Origin of the sequence: Streptomyces sp. NBC_00258, from assembly GCF_036182465.1 — a bacterium.
Lineage (GTDB): Bacteria > Actinomycetota > Actinomycetes > Streptomycetales > Streptomycetaceae > Streptomyces.
Genome location: NZ_CP108081.1, coordinates 8,266,835 through 8,288,119 on the forward strand (window position 1 = coordinate 8,266,835; position 21,285 = coordinate 8,288,119).

Here is a 21,285-nt window from a genome sequence, read left to right on the forward strand (position 1 = left end):
GACGGTCACCCGACAACCGGCCCCGACCACCGGTCTTTCAGGGGCGCGGGGAACTGCGCGACCAGCCCTCACCGCCCCGCAGCCCCATCACAACCCCAGGTTCATGAGGGGGCGCCTGCGCCTAGGCAAGCGCAAGCGCACCCTCATGAACCACCCGAACCAGCCGCTGATTCTCCGGCGCGGCCCCACCGGGAAAGGCGATCCGCCGCCGCGTGTACCCGTACGCGAGCCCACTCCGCGGATCCGCAAAAGCCTGCGATCCCCCCGCCCCGCTGTGCCCGAACGCCCCGGCCCCCAGAAACGGATGCCACATGTCCGCCGTGGCCTGGAACCCGAGGCCGTACGACTTGTGGGCGCGGGCGATCAGGTCGTACCCGACCGAGTGGATCTGCCCCACCTCCCCGATCGCGTCCGGCTTCAGCAGCGGCCCCCGCCCGTCGACCTCGCTGATCGCCGCCGCGTACATCCCGGCGAGCCCGCGCGCGGAGGCGACCCCGCCCGCCGAGGCCGAGCCCAGGGCGCGCACGGTACGGGAGTTGGGAAAGTCCACGAGCGGGAGGGCCCCCGGCACGTGCTCGTTGAACGCGATCGACGCCAAGGTGTGCGGACCCTTGGGGGTGGCGTCCAGCAGCGCCTGCTCCGGCGGGGTGGGCGCCATCGGCAGGACGGAGCGGTAGCGGGGCTCCTCCGACTCGGGCAGCCCCAGATGGAACCCGAGCCCGTACGGCACACGGATCCGCTCCTCGTACAGCTCCTGGAGCGTACGGCCCGTGGCACGCCGTACGACCTCGCCCGTGAGCGCGCCGATCACCAGCGCGTGATAGCCGAACGCAGAGCCCGGCCGCCAGAACGGCCGCTGGGCGGCGAGGCGTTCGGCGACCACCCGGTCGTCGGCCAGCTCCTCGACCGTGAAGCCCGCGTCCGCCCCGACCACGCCCGCCCGGTGCGCGAGGAGGTCCCGCAGGGTCACCGCCCCCTTGCCCTCGGCGGCGAACTCCGGCCAGTAGTGGGCCACTTCCCGGTCGAGCTCCAGCGTGCCGTCCTGCACGAGCAGGGCGACCACCAGATGGGCCGCCCCCTTCGTGGACGAGAAGACACCGAACAGCGTGTCGCCGTCGGTGTCCTCGCCGGTCCAGAGATCGACGACCCGCCGCCCCCGCACGTACGCGCTCAACTGGCCCGCGTAGTCCGGGCGTTCGGCGGCGACGACGGACGCGAACTCCTCGCGCACCGCCTCGAAGCCTTCGGCGACGGTGCCGTGGATCTCCTGTGTCATCCGTACTCTCCTCGTGTCACGGTTTCCTGGGAACGTCCCTCAGGACACTGTCAGCAAAGCACGCGCGACCTGTGGGAACTGCCCCTTCGGATGATCACGGAACAGAGGCTCCGTGCCGAACAGGACGGCGTGCGGACCGCTGACCACCGAGGCCCGGCCCGCGGCCTGCGCCGGACCGCCGCTGCCGTCCTCCAGGGCACGCCAGTGGCCGGACACGAGCGGGTTCCCGGCCGCGTACGACTGCTCCACGCGGACCCCGGGGCCGAGGTCCGTGAACCACAGCGGCGCGTAGACGAAGCCGTGGTCCGGGGCGCCGGAGGTCACTCCGCCGGCCGAATTGACCACGCGCACCACGCCGTTGGCGTCACCGTTGCCCTCGACGGGCTTCACCGCGAGGAGCCCGGCGGCGGCGTTGAGGGCCGCTCCGGCGGCTCCGCGGCCGACGAGGCCCTCGCGGTCCAGGAAGGCGTCCAGGGCGGCGCGTGCGGCCGTGTCGAGGCCCGCGTGGTTCAGACCGGCGGAGGCGAACAGGACGTCCGTCCTCGACCAGTCGAAGCCCGCGTTGAGGATCGCCGTGGAGACGGGCGTCACGTCGAAGTTCATCTCGCGCAGCGCGAACAGCTCACCCGGAGTGACGGCCGCGGCGACCCGTACCCGGTGGAGCGGGGCGGTGCCGGTCGCCTTCGTCGCGTCGAAGGCCACGTCGTACCTCTTCGCCAGGGCCACGGCCTTCGCACGGGCCGAGGCGGGCACGATCGCGCTGCCGTCGGTCGCCCGGCGTACCGAAACCCCGTCCGCGAGAAGGGAGTTGAGGGCCGCGATCTCACGGGCGTCGTCGAGCCGGAGCCGGAGCGCGCCGCGAGGTGCCACATAGCCGACGTTCGCGGCCTCGTGGACCGCCCGGCCCGGCACGGAGAGCTTCGACGTCCGTACGGTGTCGACGGTCGCGCCCCACAGCCGGCCGAGACTCCAGCCCGAGATGTCGTACATCACGGACACCTTGTCGCTGATGTCCCGCCCGTCCGCCAGCATCACATTGGCCATGCCGCGTTTGGGCTGGCGCAGATCGACGACGTACGACCCCTTCGCGTACGTCTTCCCGGCGAGCCTGAAGTCCTTTGTCGCGCGCCTGACTTGGACGTCGTTGGCGAGCAGATGGTCGACGAGCCGGGCCGCGGCGGTGGCCGAGCGCTGTGCCTTCGCGCCCGCCGGGATCACGTACGCGCGCGGGAAGTCCGTCGTGTAGACGTCCTCCGGGCCGATGCCCGGCACACCCGGGACGGTCTCCGGGGAGACCGGCACCTGCGCGGCACCCGTCACACTCCGCCGGAAGACCTCGATCTGGTCGGCGACGAGCGAAGTGCGGTTGGCCTGCGTGTAGTCGAGGCTCGCGCGCATCGCCGCGCCCGCGATGGCCACGTTGATCGCCGAGCGGCGGCGCAGTTCGGCGACGGGCAGGTCGTCGTACTCGTCGTTGTTCACCGCCATCGGGAACTCGACCGTGTGCGCCGCGACCGCGCCGTGGAACGGCATGTACTGCGGGGTGAAGATCGGCGGCCAGTCGTCCCAGCCCTCCTCCTGGTCCCGGAACGGGATCTGGGCGGGCTCCACACCGTCCTTGCCGGGCGTGTAGCCGAGGCCGTTGACGGCGGCCTCCATGCCCAGGGCGTTGGCGTAGGTGTTCTTCAGGAAGAGGTCGTACTCGTAGTTCTCGCCGTGCGGGGGAGTGGTGGGCTCGATGAGCGTGCCGTTGACGTACCCGTGCAGGTCGACCATGACGGCCGGCTGCTTGTCGATCGCGATCCGGCGCATCGCGCGGACCTCGGGCTGCGAGGCGGTCACGAAGTCACGGTTCAGATCGAAGCCGTTGGCGTTGGCGCGGGTGCCGGCGATACGGCCGTCCGGGTTCGCGGTGATGTTGAAGTACACGCGGTTGCGGGCGAGGAGATCGGTGGTGGTCCGGTCCTGGGCCGTGGCGAGCTTCTCGATCAGCTTGAGGGCCGCGTCCGTGCCCTCCCACTCGTTGCCGTGGATGTTGTTGTTGAAGAAGACGGGCGTCTTGTAAGTGCGCTTGACCGACGGGTCCTTGGCGGCGGCCGAGGGCGCGTTCTCGATCAGGTCGCGCATACGTTCCTGGGCGCGGGCCTGCCGCGTGGACTCCGGCGCGGTCACGGTGACGAGGTAGAGCCGGTGGCCGCCGGCCGAGCGCCCCGCGACCTCCACGCTCACCCGGTCGCCGAGCCGCTGGAGGGCGTTCAGCTTCGGGGCGATCGCGTGGTACGGGGTGAGACCGAGCTTGATGGACTTGTCGGCCGGGTTCACGGGGTCCGGGGTGAGCACCTGCTCGCGGGGGTAGCCGCGGGTGCCTCCGGCGGTGCCGGTGCCGTCGGTGAGTTCGGTGACCGGGGCGGCGAGGGCGCGGTCTGTCGTGCTCTCCGGGGCTCTGGCGGCGGCGCGGTCGTCATAGGCGCCGGAGCCCTCGCGGACCGGGGGTGCGGGCTGGGACGCGGGCCGGGGCGTGGGGTCGGCCACGGCGCCGTTCGGGCTGAGCAGGAGCGCGGCCGCCGCGGTGGCGGTGGCCGTGGCGATCAGGGCGGGTCTCGGTAGGCGCACGCGTACCTCCGCTGGAGTTGCTGTGGACGTGCCTGACATCGGTACGCGGAGGTCTACCTGTTCGACTCACGTGCAACAAGAGGGCATTGGCGTCACCGGTGCCACGGGTTGCCGCCGATGGTGGGTCCTGGTGTCGGTGGAGCGGGCATGCTGTGGTTGAGGCGAGGAGAGTCCATGGCAACGATTCCGTCGCTCCCCAGCAGGGATGACGTGGCACGTATCGCGCGCAACACGACCGACATCACCGGGCAACTGCTCGACACCGCGGGGAACATCACGCGTATCGCGATCAACACCTTTGATCCGAGGGACGGTTCGGGGGCGGAGGTGCTGCGGGTGCTGCGGCAGACGACTGCCGAGCTGGCCGAGGCCAGTGCCTCGCCGGAGGCGCAGGAGGCCTTCTACCGGATCGTGGACACGTTGACGCGGCTGGGGACGAGTGGGGCGCCGCTCGCCGTTCACCCGGTCAGCGAGCCCGCGCAGGCGCTGCTCACGGCGCTCGGGGACAGTCTGCTGCCTGTCCTCGACGCGGTGGAGCCCGCCGTGGAGGAGGCTGCGGAGGCGCTGGGTGAACTGGTGGATGCCACGTCGCCGTTGCTGCCCGCGGCGGCGGGGGTGGTCGCGGGTGTGCTGCTCGCGCTCGCGCCGTTGATCCGGGCCGCGGCGGATGTTCTGCGGGACTCGTCCCCCGAACTACGCCGGATCGCGGACGCGTTGACGGCGGCGCTGGCTCCGCTGCTGCCGCTCCAGGTGGCGTTGGCAGAGCGGGCCGCCGCGGCGGGAGCGGGGGTCGTACGGGCGGCTCTGCCGCCTCTGGCGGACCTCACGGAGGCGGCGGCCGCCGGTCTGAAGGCGGGCCGTCCCCTGCTGATCGCCGGGGAGGAGTTCGTGGTGTCCGGGCTCGAGCGGCTCCAGCCGTTGCTGCTGGTGTCGGCGTCTCGGGTGGGGAAGGTGGCTCGGGCCGGGGCGGTACGGGTCTCCGCGGCGGTGTCGCCTGCGGCGGAGCGGGGGGTTGTGGTGGCGGTCCATCCCGTGTGACGTGCCGGGTCGTCGACACGCTCCGTGGGACGCGTTGTGGCTGGTCGCGCCCCGCGGCGAAGCCGCAGATCGATACAGTCCCGCGCCCCCGAGTGCCCGTTTCTCAACCTTCGGTACGGTCGGGACCGACCCCTGTTGCGCGGGACGGTCCCGGCCCGATTACGGAAAGCGGCCGCGATTGCGGTGAGCAGTCCGGCTGTGCCTAGGACTGCTGGTTGTCGGTGACCGGCCGGTACCTGACGTTGATCTCGGCCGTGGGGATGTCGCCGTTGAGCAGTCGGAGTCTGACGGGGGCGCCGCCGGGGTTGTCGAACAGGCGGATTCCGTCACCGAGGAGGACGGGCGCGATGTGCAGTTCGATCTCGTCGATGAGGCCGAGTTCGAGGGCCTGCCGGCCGACCGAGGCGGAGAGGATCTCCAGGTTCTTGCCGCCGGCGGCTTCGAGGCCGATCCGGACCGCTTCGGCCACGCCGCAGTTCAGGAACGCCGTGTTCGGGGTGGGCGGGGCGTCCTCGGGGTGGTGGGTGAGGATGAACACGGGTGCCTGCCACGCGCCGTCGTAGGTGGAGTCGGCGTCGGGGAAGGCGTCGAAGCCGTCCCGGCCGCCGAGGACGGCGCCGGTGGTCTCCATGTACTCCTGGGTGATGTCGGCCCGGGGGTTGACGATCCCGCCCATCCAGTCCATGGAGTGGTTCGGGCCGGCGACGAAGCCGTCGAGGGACATCGTGAAGTGCCAGAGGACCTTGCCTGCGGCGGTCTGCGGTGCGGTGTCGGGCAGTGCGTACGTCATTTCAGTTTCTCCTTGGTGAGTTTTCATCCGATGGCGACGAGAACGACGGCGGCTCCGCAGGTGGCGAGGCCGAGGCGCTGGGTGGGGCGGATGCGTTCCTTCAGGAACACGACGGCCAGCAGAACCGTGATCGCCGGGAAGAGCGAGGTGAGGACCGCGGTCACGCCGAGATCGGCGGCCTGGGTGGCGGCGAGGTAGAGACAGGTACCGACCGCGCCGAGCGCGCCGGCGACGACGCCCCAGTGCAGGTGCCTGACACCAGAACGCCAGGGCCGGCGGAGGACGGTGGCGATCACGGCGATCACGACAGCGCCGATCAGCTGGCTCGCGGCCAGCGGCAGCACGCCGGCGGAGGACGGAATCTGAGCGGTGGCGACGAACAGGCAGCCGAAGCCCAGCCCGGCGATTCCGCCGTCGATCATCGCCGGCCGGCGACCGGCCACCGGGTCTCCGCCACCCTCGCGAGCCACCAGCCAGATACCGGGCAACGCGACGAGGACGCCGAGCCAGACGAGCGAGGTCGGCCGCTCTCCGAGGGCGGAGCCGACCAGGACGGGCAGGATCGCGGCGCCGACGGCCGAGACCGGTGCCGCGGTCCCCATGCTGCCGGAGGCGAGACCGCGATAGAGGAAGGCCGACCCGATCGCACCGCCGATACCGGCCAGCGCCGCCCAGCCGAAGTCCCGCGGTGACGGGGTCCCGGGCATCGCCAAGCCGACGCCGACGATCGCCGCCGCACCGGCCAGCTGCCCGGTGAACGCGACGGCCCAGGGCGAGACCCGCCCCGCGCCGAAGCCTCCGATGAAGTCGGAGGTGCCGTACCCGACGGCGGCCAGCAACGCCAGCAGAATCCCGATGGTCATCGGAGCCCACCGCCGTCGTGAGCGCTGAATGTCGAGGTGATCATCAGGTCCTCCTGCTGGTGTCGTTGCCAGTACCTCGATCCTCGACGAAGATTGGTCTTGCCTGCAGGGCCAATCGGAAGGCTGCGGAGTGGACCACTTGGGGTGGCGTTGATGGCGGTGCGCTGGGTCGGGGTCGGGCCGGAGCTGCTCATCGGCCTCGACCGGTCAAGTCCCGAACCGATCGGACAGCAGCTCCAGCGCGAGCTGCGCGGCGCGATCCGCGCCGGCCGGCTTTCCGCGGGGGAGCGGTTGCCGTCCAGCCGGTCCCTCGCCGGGCAACTTCAGGTGTCCCGTGGTCTGGTTGTGGAGTCCTACGACCAACTGGCCGCGGAGGGCTACCTGATCACCGCGACCGGATCCGGTACGCGGGTCGCTCCGGGCACTTCCGCACGCGATGCGCCGCGGCGACCGGAACGGGACGACCGCACGCGACCGGCGCCGATCGAGGTCGACTTCGAGTACGGAATCCCGGACCTTCCGTCGTTCCCGACGCTGGACTGGCTGTGGGCGCTCACCCAGGCCGCACGAGGGGCGGGATCCGCCGCCATGGGCGATGAAACGGGCTCGGGCTCCGGACAGCTCCGCGGTGTCCTCGCGGGCTACCACCGGCGCGTCCGGGCCGGCACCGCCGAAGCCGAGGACGCGATCATCGTGAACGGCTTCCGGCACGGCCTCAACCTGGTCCTCGGTACGCTCGCGCACGCCGGCCACGACACGGTCGCGCTGGAAGACCCCGGCCCCCGCGAGCACGACGAACTCGCCGCCAGGGCCGGCCTTTCGCCGATCGCGGTACCCGTCGACGAGGAGGGTGTGAACGTGGAGGCGCTGGCCGCCTCCGGAGCCCGTGCCGTCCTGGTCACACCGGCTCATCAATGCCCGACCGGAGTCGTCCTGAGCGCACGGCGCCGCCGCGACCTGATCGCCTGGGCCGAGGAGGTCGACGGACTGGTTCTCGAAGACGACTACGACGCCGAGTTCCGCTACGACCGTCAGCCGGTCGGCTCGCTGCAGGGCCTCGCACCGGACCGGGTCATCGCGCTCGGTTCGGTCAGCAAGACACTGGCGCCGGGCATCCGGATCGGCTGGCTGCTGGTCCCACCACGACTCCTCGACCCGTTGGTACGGGAGAAACACCTGACCAGCCGCGGAGTACCCGCGCTCGACCAGACCGCACTGGCGCTGCTGATCGAGTCCGGGCGCTTCGACCGGCATCTGCGCAGGATGCGCGACATCTACCACGCGCGCCGCCAGACCCTGGTCACCGAACTCGCCGAGCACGCCCCCGGCAGCCGGCTCGACGGCCTGGACGCAGGCTGCCACGCCCTCCTGCGGCTCCCCCCGAAGCCGACCGAGAACGAGGTGGTGGACCGCGTCGCCGCCCAGGGCGTCCAGGTCTACGGTCTCGATCGCTACCGCACCGCCGGCGCGACGGGTCCGACCGCGTTCAGCCCTGCCCTGGTACTCGGCTTCGGCAACGTCAACGAGTCCAGGATCAGCCACGGCGTACGAATCCTCGCGGCAGCGCTGAACACCTGAGTCCGTCTGCAAGTTCCCTTGCAAGTTCCCTCCGGCCGGTGCCCCTTCCAGGGGCGTGGGGAACGGCGCGACAAGCCACAGAGGGCCCGGAGCCGCCCACAACCCACCGGTGGAGCCCCCGGTATGGTGCAGGCATGCATGATCTTGGCGTGGGGTTCGGCTACTTGGTGCGGGGACAGCGATGGGTGGCCCGCCACGGAAAGCAGTTCGGCTTCGGACTGATCCCGGGCCTCATCACCCTCGTCCTCTACGTGGCGGCCCTCGTCTCGCTCGCCCTCTGGGGCAGCGACTTCATCACCTGGGCGACCCCCTTCGCCGACGACTGGTCGAGCCCCTGGCTCGGCCTCTTCCGGGGATTCCTGACGGCGGTCCTCTTCGCCCTCGGCCTCCTCCTCTCCGTGGTCACGTTCACCGCCGTGACCCTCCTTCTCGGCCAGCCCTTCTACGAGAACCTCTCGGAGAAGGTGGACCGGGACGTCTCCCCGGACGGCACGGCCCCCGAGTCGGGCCTGCCCCTGTGGCGCGAGCTCCTGATCTCGGCACGGGACAGCCTCCGGGTCGTGGCCAGGGCCCTGGTCTGGGGTGTGCTGCTCTTCGCGCTCGGGTTCGTCCCGTTCGTCGGGCAGACCGTCGTCCCGGTGATCGGCTTCTTCGTCACCGGCTTCTTCCTCACCGAGGAACTGACGGCGGTCGCCCTGCAACGCCGAGGCGTCGTACTCCGCGACCGCCTCACCATGCTCCGCTCCCGCAAGAGGCTGATCTGGGGCTTCGGCACGCCGCTGGCCCTCGCCTTCCTCGTCCCCTTCGTCGCCGTCTTCCTGATGCCCGGCGCGGTCGCGGGCGCCACCTTGATGGCCCGCGATCTGATGGGCGAGGAGACCCGCGAAGAAGAGGACGAGGGAGAGGACGAGGGCGAGCAGGCGGGCCGCGTCAGTCGGTGACGTCCGCCGCCACCTTCAGGATCGACCGGACCTGGGCGATGATGTCGAGCCGGTTCTGGATGAACTGGGGGTCGGTGACGGTCCCGCTCGCCGGATCCGTGTTGCCCGTCCCGAACTGCAGGACCGGCGTGTGGACATGACCGCCGGGGAGCGATGCGGTGAGGCCCAGCCGGTCCCGCAGGAGCGTCGCGCGGTACGCGATCTCGTTGGAGAGGTAGTCGCCACCGCCGCCCGCGCGGGCGGTCGAGCCGGCGGTCGGTCCTTCGGGGCGTACGACGGGAGTGGTGCCGCCCGCCGGGATCTCGGTCACCGACGTGTTGTCGTACACGGGGAAGCGGCCCGTGCTCGCGGCCACGATGTCCTTGTACGGCAAGGTCGTCGACGTCCACTGGGGCTGCGAGGCCGGGTCGGTGACCGGGATCGTCTCGGTACGGGAGAGGTTCTCGTTGTCCCCGAAGCCGCCCCGCCAGGCCCCGTTGGTGCGTTCGACGTCGAACCGGCCCACCCGGCCCTGGCTGACCGTCGTGAACAGGTCGACGCGGGGGAGTTGCCGGCGCAGGGTGCGTTCCACCGTGCCGTCGGCGAAGTCCTGCCAGCGGACCGGGAAGACGGCGGTCTCGACGCGGGCCGGGCCGTCCGCCGTCTCGATCACCGTGCCGTCGAGGGCGAGGGCCGTGGCTCCGGACGGGTTCGAGATCCGGATGTCCCGGTCCAGCGTGAAGGGGTCGAAGCCGGTCACCAGGATTCGCTTGACGCCCTTGCTGTGCGGGTAGCGGATGGTGTCCTGCCCGCGAGAAGTGCGCTCAAGTGAGGCGAGAAGGCGGGTCCGTTGGGCCTCGGTGAGGCCGAACTGCGGCTCCCACTGGCGTACTTCACGGGTCATACCGAGCCGTGCCCAGTACAGCGGGCGGTCGTCGTCCCGGCTCAGGTCGCCGCCCGCCGGGCCCCGGCCCTGCGCGCGGTCCACCGCCCGCTGCCACAGCCGCGCGCCCTGCCGTTCGACCACACGCTCGGCCTGCGGGTACGAACGGGCCTTGCCCAGTGCTCGTACGAACTCCGGTGCCACCGTGGCGAATCCGGAGCGGGCCAGGATCTCCTGGGGCGCCGCCTTGTCGAGTCGCCGTTCCTCCACGGTGGGCGCGGCGGCGGGGTTCTCCGCCGCGTGGGCGGGCGGGGCCGCGAGGCCGGTCAGCAGGGCCAGGCCGAGGGCACCGAGCTGAACACGTATGTGCGTCAAGGTAGTTCAGGTCCTTCCGTCGCGAGTGGGGGCCGTCGTCGGATGGCCGCAGTATGCGTGACGGACGGGACGTGCGCCATGGCGCGTGATCCGAGGGGTGTACGAGTCGGGTGCGGGGCGTGGCGATCCTCCCTGGACCGCCCTCCACCAGCATGACCTTCGAGGCGTCCCGCCTCTTCAGGCCGGAGGCCCTCGTCGAGGTGGAGGTCGTCACAGCCGTCAGCCCTCGCTGTCCCCGGGGCGGGAGGAAGGGGAGTCGGGACCAGGGCTGCCCTCGCCCAGCAGCGTGAGGAAGTCCCGGAACGCCGCAGGCATGTCCACCGATTCCGGCGCGAGCAGCCACTGGTACTGCAGCCCGTCCATCACCGCGACGAGGAGGGGGGCGGCCCGCTCCGGCGTGAGCCCGCTCGGCAGCCGCTCCCCGTACTCGGCCCGCAGTATCTGCGCCATGTTCGCCCGCACCGTCCTGTACCGCTCGGTGAAGAACTCGCGGGCCGGGTGCCCCTCCGTGACGCTCTCGCCGAGCAGCGCCGAGAAGGTCTGCACGATGCCGGGCCGCATCGCGTTGTACTCGACCAGCTGGCCCAGCAGATCGAGCCGAAGCCCGGTGCCGGGCATCGCGTCCCACTGGTCGCGCTCCGCCATCACGGCGACGAGCAGCGCCTCCTTGGTGGGGAAGTGGTGCAGCAGCCCCTGCTGGGTGAGCCCGACCCGCTCCGCGACGGCGGCCAGACTCGCGCCCCGGTAACCGCGCTCGGCGATCACCTCCAACGTCGCCCGGAGGATCTCCGCGCGCCGCTCCACGCTCCTGGCCGACCGGGGGGCCTTGCTCGTCATGACGTCACCGTACGACATGGGCACGGACCCCGAGCGGTCGAAAGTAACGTACGAATAACGAAACCTACCGATCTACAGGTAGTGCGTGCAGGATGGAGGGACGGTACGGACTTCGACGAGGAGGCACCGCCATGGCGGGAACGCAGGGAACCCGGTCCACCCCGGCCGACCAGGCACGCGAGGCCGTGGTCGAGACCGCGCTCGCGAAACTCGACCTGGACGCGAAGACGCGGCTGCTCGCCGGACAGGACATGTGGTCCCTGCCCGCCCTCCCGGAGATCGGCCTGAAGTCGCTGGTCATGTCCGACGGTCCGATCGGTGTACGGGGCGTGCGCTGGACCGCCGACGACCCGTCCATCGCCCTGCCGTCCCCGACCGCGCTCGCCGCCACCTGGGACCCCGCCCTGGCCCGCCGCGCCGGCACCCTCCTCGCACAGGAGGCCCGCCGCAAGGGCGTCCACGTCCTGCTCGCCCCGACGGTCAACCTGCACCGCTCCCCGCTCGGCGGCCGCCACTTCGAGGCCTACAGCGAGGACCCGTATCTCACCGGGCGGATCGGCACCGGATACGTGACCGGTGTCCAGGAGGGCGGCGTCGGCACCACCGTCAAGCACTTCGTCGCCAACGACGCCGAGACCGACCGCTTCACCGTGAACAACGTGGTCTCCGAACGCGCCCTGCGCGAGCTCTACCTGGCCCCCTTCGAGGCGATCGTCGAGAACGCCCACCCCTGGGGCATCATGACCGCCTACAACTCGGTCAACGGCACGACGATGACCGAACACCGCTACCTGGTCAACGAGATCCTGCGCGGCGAGTGGGGCTTCGACGGCTTCAACGTCTCCGACTGGATGGCCGCCCGCTCGACCGTCGCCGACATCGAGGGCGGCCTGGACGTCGCGATGCCAGGCCCGACCACCGTGTACGGCGAGAAGCTCGCCGCCGCCGTCCGCGCCGGAGAGGTCGCGGAGGCCAAGGTCGACGAGGCCGTACGCAACGTGCTGCGCCTGGCCGCCCGCGTGGGCATCCTGGACGGCGCCGAGCCGGTGGTCACCGAACTCCCGGAGGACGTCGACGGCGAGTCCCTGGCCCGCGAGATCGCCCGCCGCGCCTTCGTGCTCGTACGCAACGAAGGCGCCCTCCCGATCCCCGAGGGGCGGTCGATCGCCCTCATCGGCGCCGCCGCCCGCGACGCCCGCGTCCTCGGCGGCGGCTCCGCCGTCGTCTTCCCCGCCCGGGTCGTCTCCCCTCTCGACGGCCTCACCGCCGCCCTGCCCGAGGGGGCGCTCACGTACGCGGTCGGCGCCGACCCGAACGAGGAACCGGCCGCCGCCGACAAGGGGTTCGAGCTGCGCGCGGTCTGCCGCGACGCCGCCGGCACCGTCGTCGGCACGGGCTCCGCGCCGAGCGGCCACCTCCAGTGGATGGGCGACGACCTGCCCGACGGCGTCACCCACGACACCCTCCACAGCGTCGAACTGACCGGCACCTTCACCCCGCGCGAGAGCGGCCGCCACACCTTCGGAATCAAGGGACTCGGCGCCTTCACGCTCACGGTCGACGGCACGACGTACTTCGACGAGGACCAACGGGCCGAGAAGGACGACCCGTTCGTCACGTTCTTCGGCGCTCCGGTCGAGCACGCCACGGTGGACTTGACCGCCGGTGACACCTACGAGGTCTCACTGCGTCACGTCGTCTCCGTTCCCGAGCACGTCCCCATGAAGGTCGTCGCCTTCACGCTCACCCACCGGGAGCCCCGGCGCGACCCCGACGAACTGATCGCCGAGGCCGTCGAGGCCGCCCGCGCCGCCGACACCGCGGTCGTCGTGGTCGCCACGACGGAACGCGTCGAGTCCGAGGGCTTCGACCGCAAGGACCTCCGACTCCCCGGCCGCCAGGACGAGTTGGTCCGGGCGGTCGCCGCGGCCAACCCCGACACCGTCGTGGTCGTCAACTCCGGCTCCCCGGTGGAACTCCCCTGGCGCGACGACGTGTCCGCCGTACTCCTCAGCTGGTTCCCGGGCCAGGAGGGCGGCGCCGCCCTGGCCGACGTCCTCACCGGCACCCACGAGCCCGGCGGCCGCCTCCCCACCACCTGGGGCTCCTTCACCGATGCCCCGGTCACCCAGGTCACCCCCACCGACGGCGAACTCCTCTACACCGAGGACGTGTTCATCGGCTACCGAGCCTGGGAGAAGGAGGGCCGCACCCCGACGTACCCCTTCGGCCACGGCCTCGGCTACACCGACTGGACGTACGACGAGATCGAGGTGACGGGCACGACGGTCACGGTCCGCATCACCAACTCCGGCGCACGCAAGGGCCGCGAGACGGTCCAGATCTACGTGGCCCCCACCGAGCCGGACACCACCCGCCCGAGGCGTCGGCTGGCGGGCTTCGCGACGGTGGAGGCACTTCCAGGCGAGACAGCCACCGTCACCATCGAACTCCCAAGCCGGGCCTTCGAGATCTGGGACGAGAAGAGCAAGGCCTGGACCCCCGTGAAGGGCTCATACGAGATCGAGGCGTCCCACTCGCTCACTGACTGCAGGCTGAGGGCAACCGTCGCCCCATAGGGGCGCGGGGAACTGCGCGATCAGCCACAACGAACCCGCACGGTCCCCACAACGCCAGACCACCCCTCACGCCGGAGGCGTACGCGAAGTCACAGCCGCGTACGCCATCTCCGCAAGCCGGGCCTGCCCGTTCTTGCTGGGATGGAACCAGTCCCAGTGACTCAACTGCTTCGTGCCGAACCGGTACTCGAACACCGCCCCACCATCGAACCGGCACCGGTCGTCCTTCGCGCACACTTCCCGCAGCACCGAGTTGTACGACTCCACACGATCCTGCACGGTGTCCCGGCGCAACGTCGCGGCCGAGTCCAACGCGTCGGCGTCACCGAGCATCGACGGGCAGATACCGAGCTTCCAGATCTGCTTGCTCAGCTGGTTGGTCCGCCCCTCCGACCACAACCGCTTCAGATCGGGCACGCTGGACACGTACACCTGCGTCTTCGGCAGCGCCTCCCGCAGCGTGGTCAGCGCGTCCTGGAACTGGGAGCGGAACTCCGCCACCGAGGTCATCGCGGACACCGACGAGCGGCAGGCGTCGTTCGCGCCGGCCATGACCGTGACCAGCTCGGGCTTCTTCGTCGCGGCCTGCGCCATCTGGCCGGGCAGATCGGCCATGCGGGAGCCGGTCTCCGCGTAGTTCCAGCTGCGCTGCGCGGCACCGGCCGCGCCGAGGAGACGTACCGCGAGGCTGTTCACCTTCGTGTCGGTGCCGGTCGCCCAGGAGACCTCCGGGCAGTCGGTCAGCACCGAGCAGGCGTCGAAGCCGCGGGTGATGGAGTCGCCGACCGCGGCCAGCGAACCCGGGCTGCTGTCCCAGGCGGGCGTGGGCTTGGGCGACGGTTTCGCGGCCCGCGCGGAGGTGCCCGATGGCCCGGGGGAGTTTCCGCCACTGGCGTCGCATCCGGCCAGTCCCGCGACACCCAGCAGGGCCGCCACCGCGGCCGCGGCGACACCCCGTGAACCGTGACCACGCTTCCGCATCCCCAGTTCCCCTCGCTCATCACGCAACGGCGGCCCGCCCAGGAGCGTCCCCCTGGGTGAAACCTCCGTGTTTCCGGGCGCTGGGACCGACGGTACGTCACACTCCTTGCGCCGCCGCACGGTAGCCTCGCCACGTGGCTGCCCAGCCACTGACGTTCCGCCAAAGTACAAGATGCCCGCTCTGTCCGGAGGTCCCAGTGACGACACGTGGAGTTCTCTACGTGCACTCCGCGCCGCGTGCGCTGTGCCCGCACGTCGAATGGGCAGTCGCGGGTGTGCTCGGCACGCGAGTCAGCCTCGACTGGATCCGGCAGCCCGCGTCCCCCGGCACCTGGAGATCCGAGTTCTCCTGGAAGGGCGAGGTCGGCACGGCCTCCAAGCTCGCCTCGGCGCTGCGCGGCTGGCAGATGCTGCGCTTCGAGGTCACCGCCGAACCGTGCGCCACCGCCGAGGGAGAGCGCTACAGCTGCACCCCTGAGCTGGGCATCTTCCACGCCGTGACGGGCATCCACGGCGACATCCTGATCCCCGAGGACCGCCTGCGCGCCGCCCTCTCCCGCTCCCAGCAGGGCGAGACGCAACTGGAGTCAGAACTCACCAAGCTCCTCGGCAAGCCCTGGGACGACGAACTGGAGCCCTTCCGCTACGCGGGCGAGGGTGCACCCGTCCGCTGGCTCCACCAGGTGGTCTGACGGCCAAGTCCCCTGCGGATGGGCGCGCGCCTCTTCAGGGGCGCGGGGAACGGCGCGACAAGCCCCCACCGGCGGGCAGCCGACATTCAACGAACGACAAGTGGCCCGGGTTCCTCAAGGAGGAGCCCGGGCCACTCACCGTAAGCACAAAAACGGCTGAAATCAGACCGTACGGAACGCCAGAACCACGTTGTGCCCACCAAAGCCGAACGAGTCGTTGAGCGCGGCGATCCGCCCCTCGACGGGCAGCTTCCGAGCCTCACCACGAACGATGTCCGCGGTCGCCTCGGCCTCGGGGTCGAGGTTCTCGACATTGATGGTCGGCGGCGCGATCCGGTTGTAGAGCGCCAGCACCGTGGCCACGGACTCCACACCACCGGCCCCGCCGAGCAGATGCCCGGTCATGGACTTCGTACCGGAGACCGCGAAGTGGTCGGCGTCGTCGCCGAAGACCTTGCGCAGCGCCTTCAGCTCGGCCACGTCACCGGCCGGCGTGGAGGTCGCGTGCGCGTTGACGTGCACGATCTCCGCCGGGTTCAGGTCGGTGTTGTCGAGCAGGTTCTGCAGGGCGTGGGCGATGCCCCGCCCTTCGGGCTCCGGCTGCACGATGTCGTGGCCGTCGGCCGAGATGCCCTGGCCGACCGCCTCCGCGTACACGCGGGCACCGCGCTTGGCGGCGTGCTCGGCCGACTCCAGGACGATGACGCCGGCGCCCTCGCCGAGAACGAAGCCGTCCCGGCCGAGGTCGTAGGGACGAGAGGCGCCCTGCGGGTCGTCGTTGTTCTTGGACATCGCCATCATGTTGCCGAAGGCGGCGATGGGCAGCGGGTGGATCGCCGCCTCCGTACCACCGGCGACGACGACGTCGGCGCGGCCGGTGCGGATCATCTCGATGGCGTAGCCGATGGCCTCGGCGCCCGACGCGCAGGCGGAGACCGGGGTGTGCACACCGGCGCGCGCGCCGACGAGCAGACCCACGTTGGCCGAGGGGCCGTTCGGCATCAGCATGGGGACGGTGTGCGGGGAGACGCGGCGTACGCCCTTCTCCTTCAGCACGTCGTACTGGTCGAGCAGGGTCGTGACGCCACCGATGCCGGAGGCGATGACCGCGCCCAGACGGTCGGGGTCGACCGCCGCGTCCTCGCCCGCCTTGTCGGTGTAACCGGCGTCCGCCCAGGCCTCCTTGGCCGCGATCAGCGCGAACTGCGCCGAGCGGTCGAGGCGGCGGGCCTGCGGGCGCGGAATGACCTCGCCCGGCTCCACGGCGATCTGCGCCGCGATACGGACCGCCTGGTCGGCGGCCCAGTCCTGCTCCAGAGGGCCGACACCGGAACGTCCGGCGACCAGGCCCTCCCAGGTCGAGGCTGCGTCGCCACCCAGCGGTGTGGTTGCGCCGATACCGGTGACGACCACGGTGCGATTGGTCGGGCTCACGGGAATTCTTTCTCCAACGGATACGAGGATTCAGCGGCGCCACCGCCGGGTGGCGGGGCTAGCAGCGTCCGGGGGTGAGGGTGGGCTCAGCCCTGGTGCTTGAGGATGTACTCGGTCGCGTCGCCGACCGTCTTGAGGTTCTTGACGTCGTCGTCCGGGATCTTGACGTCGAAGCGCTCTTCGGCGGCGACGACGACCTCGACCATGGACAGCGAGTCGACGTCCAGGTCGTCGGTGAAGGACTTCTCCAGCTGGACGTCCTCGACCGGGATGCCGGCGATCTCGTTCACGATGTCGGCGAGACCGGCGACGATCTCTTCCTGAGTGGCGGCCATGTCAGGCGCTCCTTCTTGTGTATCCAGAGGGTGTGGCGGTACTCCCGCCCGGAAGGATCCGGGCGGTGTGCCTAGGGGAGGGTAACGACCGTCGCGGCGTATACGAGACCCGCCCCGAAGCCGATGACGAGCGCGGTGTCGCCGCTCTTCGCCTCGCCGGTCGCCAGGAGCCGCTCCATCGCGAGCGGAATCGAGGCGGCCGAGGTGTTACCGGTGGTGCGCACGTCACGGGCGACCGTGACGTGTTCCGGCAGCTTGAGAGTCTTCACCATCGAGTCGATGATCCGCTCGTTGGCCTGGTGGGGAATGAAGACGTCCAAGTCGTCCGCAGTGAGTCCGGCGGCGTCCAGCGCCTCCTTGGCGACCTTCGCCATCTCGAACACGGCCCAGCGGAACACCGCCTGGCCTTCCTGCGTGATCGCGGGAAACTTGATCTCGCCCTTGGAGTCCAGGGGCAGCTCGGACACGTCCCCGATCCGGAAACGGTCCCAGGGGATGGTCTGCTTGATCGTGTTGGACTTGTCGCCCTCGGAACCCCAGACGGTCGGGCCGATGTGCGGTTCCTGGGAGGGGCCCACGACGACCGCGCCCGCGCCGTCACCGAACAGGAAGGCCGTCGCGCGGTCCTCCAGGTCGGTCAGGTCGGAGAGCCGCTCGACGCCGATGACAAGTACGTACTCGGCGGAACCTTCCACGACCATGCCCTTGGCGAGGGTCAGTCCGTAGCCGAAGCCGGCGCAGCCCGCCGAGATGTCGAAGGCCGCGGCCTTCGCCGTGCCGAGCTTGTCGGCGATCTCGGTGGCGACGGCAGGGGTCTGGCTGAAGTGCGAGACGGTCGAGACGACGACGGCGCCGATCTGCTCGGCGCTGATCCCGGCGTCGGCGATCGCCTTGCCGGACGCCTCGATCGACATGGCGGCGACGGTCTCCTCGTCGTTCGCCCAGTGCCGGGTCTCGATGCCGGAGCGCGAGCGGATCCACTCGTCGGACGAGTCGATCGTCTCGAGGATCACCTCGTTCGGCACGACACGGACCGGGCGGTAGCCGCCGACACCGAGGATGCGCGCGTACGGGGCGCCCTTGCTGGGCTTGATCTTCGACATGCTCTGTCGGCTCCTTACGCGCTCAGGCGGAGGCGTGCTCGGCGATGAGCTCGCGAGCCGCGTCCAGGTCGTCGGGTGTCTTCAGCGCCAGCGTCTTCACGCCGGGCAGCGCGCGCTTGGCGAGACCGGTCAGGGTGCCGCCGGGGCACACCTCGAGGAGCGCGGTCACGCCGAGTTCCTTGAAGGTCTCCATGCACAGGTCCCAGCGGACCGGGTTGGCGACCTGGCCGACCAGCCGGGCCAGGACCTCCGAGCCGGCGTCGACGGCCTGCCCGTCCTTGTTGGACACGTACGTGAGCTTCGGGTCGGCAGGCGACAGCTCGGCCGCGGCGCGGGCGAGGGTGTCGACAGCCGGGGCCATGTGGTGCGTGTGGAACGCGCCCGCGACCTTGAGGGCCACCACGCGGCGTACGCCCTCGGGCTTGTCGGCCTCCAGGGCGGCCAGCTCCTCCAGCGTGCCGGCGGCCACGACCTGGCCCGCGCCGTTCACGTTCGCCGGGGTCAGACCGAGCTTCTCCAGGTGCGGGATCGTCACTTCCGGGTCGCCGCCGAGCAGCGCCGACATTCCGGTGGCGGCGGCGGCGGTCGCCTCCGCCATGGCCAGCCCGCGGACGCGGACGAGGCGGACGGCGGCCTCGTCCGGGAGTACCCCGGCGAGCGCGGCGGCGGTCAGCTCGCCCACGCTGTGTCCGGCGACGGCGCCGACCTTGCGCGGCAGCTCGGCCGGGTCGTCGAAGAGTGTGTACGCGGAGGTCAGCCCGGCCGCGACCAGCAGCGGCTGCGCCACCGCGGTGTCACGGATCTCCTCCGCGTCCCCCTCGGTGCCGTAACGGATCAGGTCGAGCTCCACGGCGTCGGACCACGCTTCAAGGGCACCGCGGACACCGGGGAGGTCGAGCCAGGGAGTCAGGAAGCCGGGCGTCTGGGCGCCCTGGCCGGGAGCGACGAGTACGAGCACTCTCACACTCTCTCTTGTGGACGGGCACGGCCGCCCGTGGGGACAGGGACGAAGAACAGGAGGGGGAATTGTAGGTCCCCGACAAAAGCCTAGAGCTGGGGATCTCCATCGGCCAGACGCCCCAGGATCAGCGCGATCCGCAGCGTGAACGCCGAACGTACATCCGAAGGCGACCAGCCGGTGACGTCAGTCACACGTCGAAGCCGGTAGCGCACGGTGTTGGGGTGCACGAAGAGCATCCGGGCCGCCCCTTCGAGACTGCTCGCCTGTTCGAGATAGACGCTCAGTGTCTCCAGGAGAGCGGACCCGGCCTCCTCCAGTGGTCTGTAGATCTCCTCCACCAACTGTTCACGAGCAGAGGGATCCGAGGCGATCGCGCGCTCCGGCAGCAGATCGTCCGCCAGAACCGGCCGAGGGGCGTCCTGCCAGGCGAAACACGCCTTGAGGCCGGCGGCCGCGGCCTGCGCGGAGCGGGTCGCGGCGAGCAGGTCGGGTACGACGGGACCGGCCACCACGGGGCCCGCGGCGTACGGCCCGATCAGGGACTTGGCGACAGCGAGCGGGTTGTCGCTCCCACCTGCGATGACGACCAGCCGGTCCCCGAGCACCCCGGTCAGCACCTGGAGCTTGGCGTGCCGGGCGGCCCGCCGGATGGCCTCCACCGTCAGCTCACTGTCACCGTCGGGCGCCGTGCCCAGCACCACGCACACATGCTCGGGCGAGTTCCAGCCGAGCGCCGCGGCACGGGACACCGCCCCTTCGTCGGCCTCCCCGGAGAGGACGGCGTTCACGACCAGCGACTCCAGCCGGGCGTCCCAGGCACCGCGCGCCTCGGCGGCCTGCGCGTACACCTGGGCGGTGGCGAAGGCGATCTCCCGCGCGTACACGAGCAGCGCCTCGCGGAGCACGGACTCGTCGCCGGGAGCGGCGACCTCGTCGATGGCGCTCTCCATGACCTCGATCGTCGTCCGCACCATCTCGACGGTCTGGCGCAGGGTGATCGCCCTGGTCAGTTCGCGCGGCGCGGTGCCGAAGACGTCCGTGGAGATCGCCTGGGGAGCGTCCGGATGCCGGAACCACTCCTTGAACGCGGCGATACCGGCCTGGGCGACGAGACCGATCCACGACCTGTTCTCCGGGGACATCGCCCGGTACCACGGCAGCGTCTCGTCCATGCGCGCGATGGCCTGTGCGGCGAGACTGCCGGACGACTTCTCCAGCCGCTTCAGGGTCGCGGCGTGCGCATGGGCGGCGCGGGCGGCGCGTTCGGTGTTGCTGGATTCGGGTTCGGGCACGGGACAAGACTGCCTTATCAGGACGGGAGTATGCGGCGGAGGGTCTCGGACGGCCCGGCCGACGGGTCTACGGTGGGGTCCGTGATGGACGTACGGCGCGCCGACGAGCGCTACCGCGGAGGCGACCCGGCGGCCGGGATCGAGTCCCTGCACGCCTTCTCCTTCGGCCCGCACTACGACCCGGACAACCTCCGCTTCGGCGCGGTCATCGCCTGCAACGAGGAGCACCTCGCGCCCGGCGCCGGCTTCGACGAGCACCCGCACAGCCACACCGAGATCGTCACCTGGGTCGTCGAGGGCGAACTGACCCACCGCGACACGGTTGGCCACGAATCGGTCGTACGCCCCGGTGACGTGCAGCGCCTCAGTTCGGCGGGCGGGGTCCGGCACGTCGAACGCAACGACGGCGACACACCACTGCTCTTCGTCCAGATGTGGCTCGCCCCCCTTGAGCCGGGCGGCGACCCCGCGTACGAGGTCGTCCACGGCATCGCCGACTCCACCCCGTACGCCGTCCCGGAGGCGGCCGCGATGCTCCACGTACGCCGCCTGGCGCCGGGGGAGCGCACCGCCGTCCCGGACGCGCCCTTCGTGTACGCGCATGTCGTACGCGGCGAAGTCCTGCTGGACAGCTGGGTGTTGAGCCCCGGGGACGCGGCCCGCATCACGGACGCGAAGGACCTGGAGGCGGTGGCCCGGGACGGGGCGGAGCTGCTGTTCTGGGAGATGGCGTAG

Annotated in this window: 18 protein-coding genes; 6 read left to right on the plus strand and 12 right to left on the minus strand. The window is 71.0% G+C overall.

Going from position 1 to position 21,285, the window contains the following annotated elements:
* Window positions 1-121 precede the first annotated feature (121 nt).
* Together OG718_RS36865 and OG718_RS36870 are read right to left on the minus strand one after the other, a co-directional pair.
* Window positions 122-1,276, minus strand: coding sequence for a serine hydrolase domain-containing protein (locus OG718_RS36865; RefSeq protein WP_328846243.1), 1,155 nt, complete (start codon window positions 1,274-1,276; stop codon window positions 122-124).
* Between the two features lie 39 nt (window positions 1,277-1,315).
* Complete coding sequence (locus OG718_RS36870; protein ID WP_328846244.1) at window positions 1,316-3,889, minus strand: M14 family zinc carboxypeptidase; 2,574 nt, start codon at window positions 3,887-3,889, stop codon at window positions 1,316-1,318.
* A gap of 174 nt (window positions 3,890-4,063) precedes the next feature.
* Between OG718_RS36870 and OG718_RS36875 the strand changes: the two genes are divergently transcribed.
* On the plus strand, window positions 4,064-4,927 hold the full coding sequence (locus OG718_RS36875; RefSeq protein WP_143631679.1) for a hypothetical protein: 864 nt from the start codon (window positions 4,064-4,066) through the stop codon (window positions 4,925-4,927).
* A 202-nt stretch (window positions 4,928-5,129) separates the two neighbouring features.
* Here OG718_RS36875 and OG718_RS36880 read toward each other — a convergent pair whose 3' ends face one another.
* Window positions 5,130-5,717, minus strand: coding sequence for a dihydrofolate reductase family protein (locus OG718_RS36880; RefSeq protein ID WP_328846245.1), 588 nt, complete (start codon window positions 5,715-5,717; stop codon window positions 5,130-5,132).
* Between the two features lie 23 nt (window positions 5,718-5,740).
* Window positions 5,741-6,580, minus strand: coding sequence for a DMT family transporter (locus OG718_RS36885; RefSeq protein ID WP_328846246.1), 840 nt, complete (start codon window positions 6,578-6,580; stop codon window positions 5,741-5,743).
* A 153-nt stretch (window positions 6,581-6,733) separates the two neighbouring features.
* Between OG718_RS36885 and pdxR the strand changes: the two genes are divergently transcribed.
* Together pdxR and OG718_RS36895 are read left to right on the plus strand one after the other, a co-directional pair.
* On the plus strand, window positions 6,734-8,158 hold the full coding sequence (gene pdxR / locus OG718_RS36890; protein ID WP_328846247.1) for a MocR-like pyridoxine biosynthesis transcription factor PdxR: 1,425 nt from the start codon (window positions 6,734-6,736) through the stop codon (window positions 8,156-8,158).
* A gap of 134 nt (window positions 8,159-8,292) precedes the next feature.
* Window positions 8,293-9,099 carry an EI24 domain-containing protein gene (locus tag OG718_RS36895; protein WP_328846248.1) on the plus strand — a complete coding sequence of 269 codons (807 nt, stop codon included), beginning with the start codon at window positions 8,293-8,295 and terminating at the stop codon, window positions 9,097-9,099.
* Here the strand turns inward: OG718_RS36895 and OG718_RS36900 are convergent.
* Together OG718_RS36900 and OG718_RS36905 are read right to left on the minus strand one after the other, a co-directional pair.
* Window positions 9,089-10,336, minus strand: coding sequence for a pyroglutamyl-peptidase I family protein (locus tag OG718_RS36900; RefSeq protein WP_143631667.1), 1,248 nt, complete (start codon window positions 10,334-10,336; stop codon window positions 9,089-9,091). The genes OG718_RS36895 and OG718_RS36900 overlap by 11 nt on opposite strands.
* Window positions 10,337-10,555: 219 nt before the next feature.
* Complete coding sequence (locus OG718_RS36905; RefSeq protein WP_143631664.1) at window positions 10,556-11,191, minus strand: TetR/AcrR family transcriptional regulator; 636 nt, start codon at window positions 11,189-11,191, stop codon at window positions 10,556-10,558.
* A gap of 113 nt (window positions 11,192-11,304) precedes the next feature.
* Between OG718_RS36905 and OG718_RS36910 the strand changes: the two genes are divergently transcribed.
* The gene (locus tag OG718_RS36910) at window positions 11,305-13,752 is read left to right on the plus strand and encodes a glycoside hydrolase family 3 protein (RefSeq protein WP_328846249.1); all 2,448 of its coding nucleotides are present in this window, start codon (window positions 11,305-11,307) and stop codon (window positions 13,750-13,752) included.
* A gap of 66 nt (window positions 13,753-13,818) precedes the next feature.
* Here the strand turns inward: OG718_RS36910 and OG718_RS36915 are convergent, their stop codons facing one another.
* Window positions 13,819-14,733, minus strand: a complete 915-nt coding sequence (locus tag OG718_RS36915; protein ID WP_143631659.1) for an SGNH/GDSL hydrolase family protein — start codon at window positions 14,731-14,733, stop codon at window positions 13,819-13,821.
* A gap of 197 nt (window positions 14,734-14,930) precedes the next feature.
* Between OG718_RS36915 and OG718_RS36920 the strand changes: the two genes are divergently transcribed.
* Window positions 14,931-15,425, plus strand: coding sequence for a DUF3145 domain-containing protein (locus tag OG718_RS36920; RefSeq protein WP_143631657.1), 495 nt, complete (start codon window positions 14,931-14,933; stop codon window positions 15,423-15,425).
* 162 nt (window positions 15,426-15,587) lie between these two features.
* Here OG718_RS36920 and OG718_RS36925 read toward each other — a convergent pair whose 3' ends face one another.
* The 5 genes from OG718_RS36925 to fasR form a co-directional block, all read right to left on the minus strand.
* A complete protein-coding gene (locus OG718_RS36925) occupies window positions 15,588-16,859 on the minus strand; it encodes a beta-ketoacyl-[acyl-carrier-protein] synthase family protein (RefSeq protein ID WP_143631654.1) in 1,272 nt (423 codons plus the stop codon).
* Between the two features lie 86 nt (window positions 16,860-16,945).
* On the minus strand, window positions 16,946-17,194 hold the full coding sequence (locus tag OG718_RS36930; RefSeq protein WP_055611752.1) for an acyl carrier protein: 249 nt from the start codon (window positions 17,192-17,194) through the stop codon (window positions 16,946-16,948).
* 71 nt (window positions 17,195-17,265) lie between these two features.
* On the minus strand, window positions 17,266-18,297 hold the full coding sequence (locus OG718_RS36935) for a ketoacyl-ACP synthase III (protein WP_143631651.1): 1,032 nt from the start codon (window positions 18,295-18,297) through the stop codon (window positions 17,266-17,268).
* 22 nt (window positions 18,298-18,319) lie between these two features.
* A complete protein-coding gene (locus OG718_RS36940; protein WP_328846250.1) occupies window positions 18,320-19,255 on the minus strand; it encodes an ACP S-malonyltransferase in 936 nt (311 codons plus the stop codon).
* Between the two features lie 89 nt (window positions 19,256-19,344).
* On the minus strand, window positions 19,345-20,550 hold the full coding sequence (gene fasR, locus OG718_RS36945; protein ID WP_055611755.1) for a fatty acid biosynthesis transcriptional regulator FasR: 1,206 nt from the start codon (window positions 20,548-20,550) through the stop codon (window positions 19,345-19,347).
* Window positions 20,551-20,631: 81 nt separating this feature from the next.
* On the opposite strand from fasR, the gene OG718_RS36950 reads away from it, so the two are divergent.
* Entirely contained in the window at window positions 20,632-21,285 is a 654-nt protein-coding gene (locus OG718_RS36950; RefSeq protein WP_143631646.1) for a pirin family protein, read from the plus strand.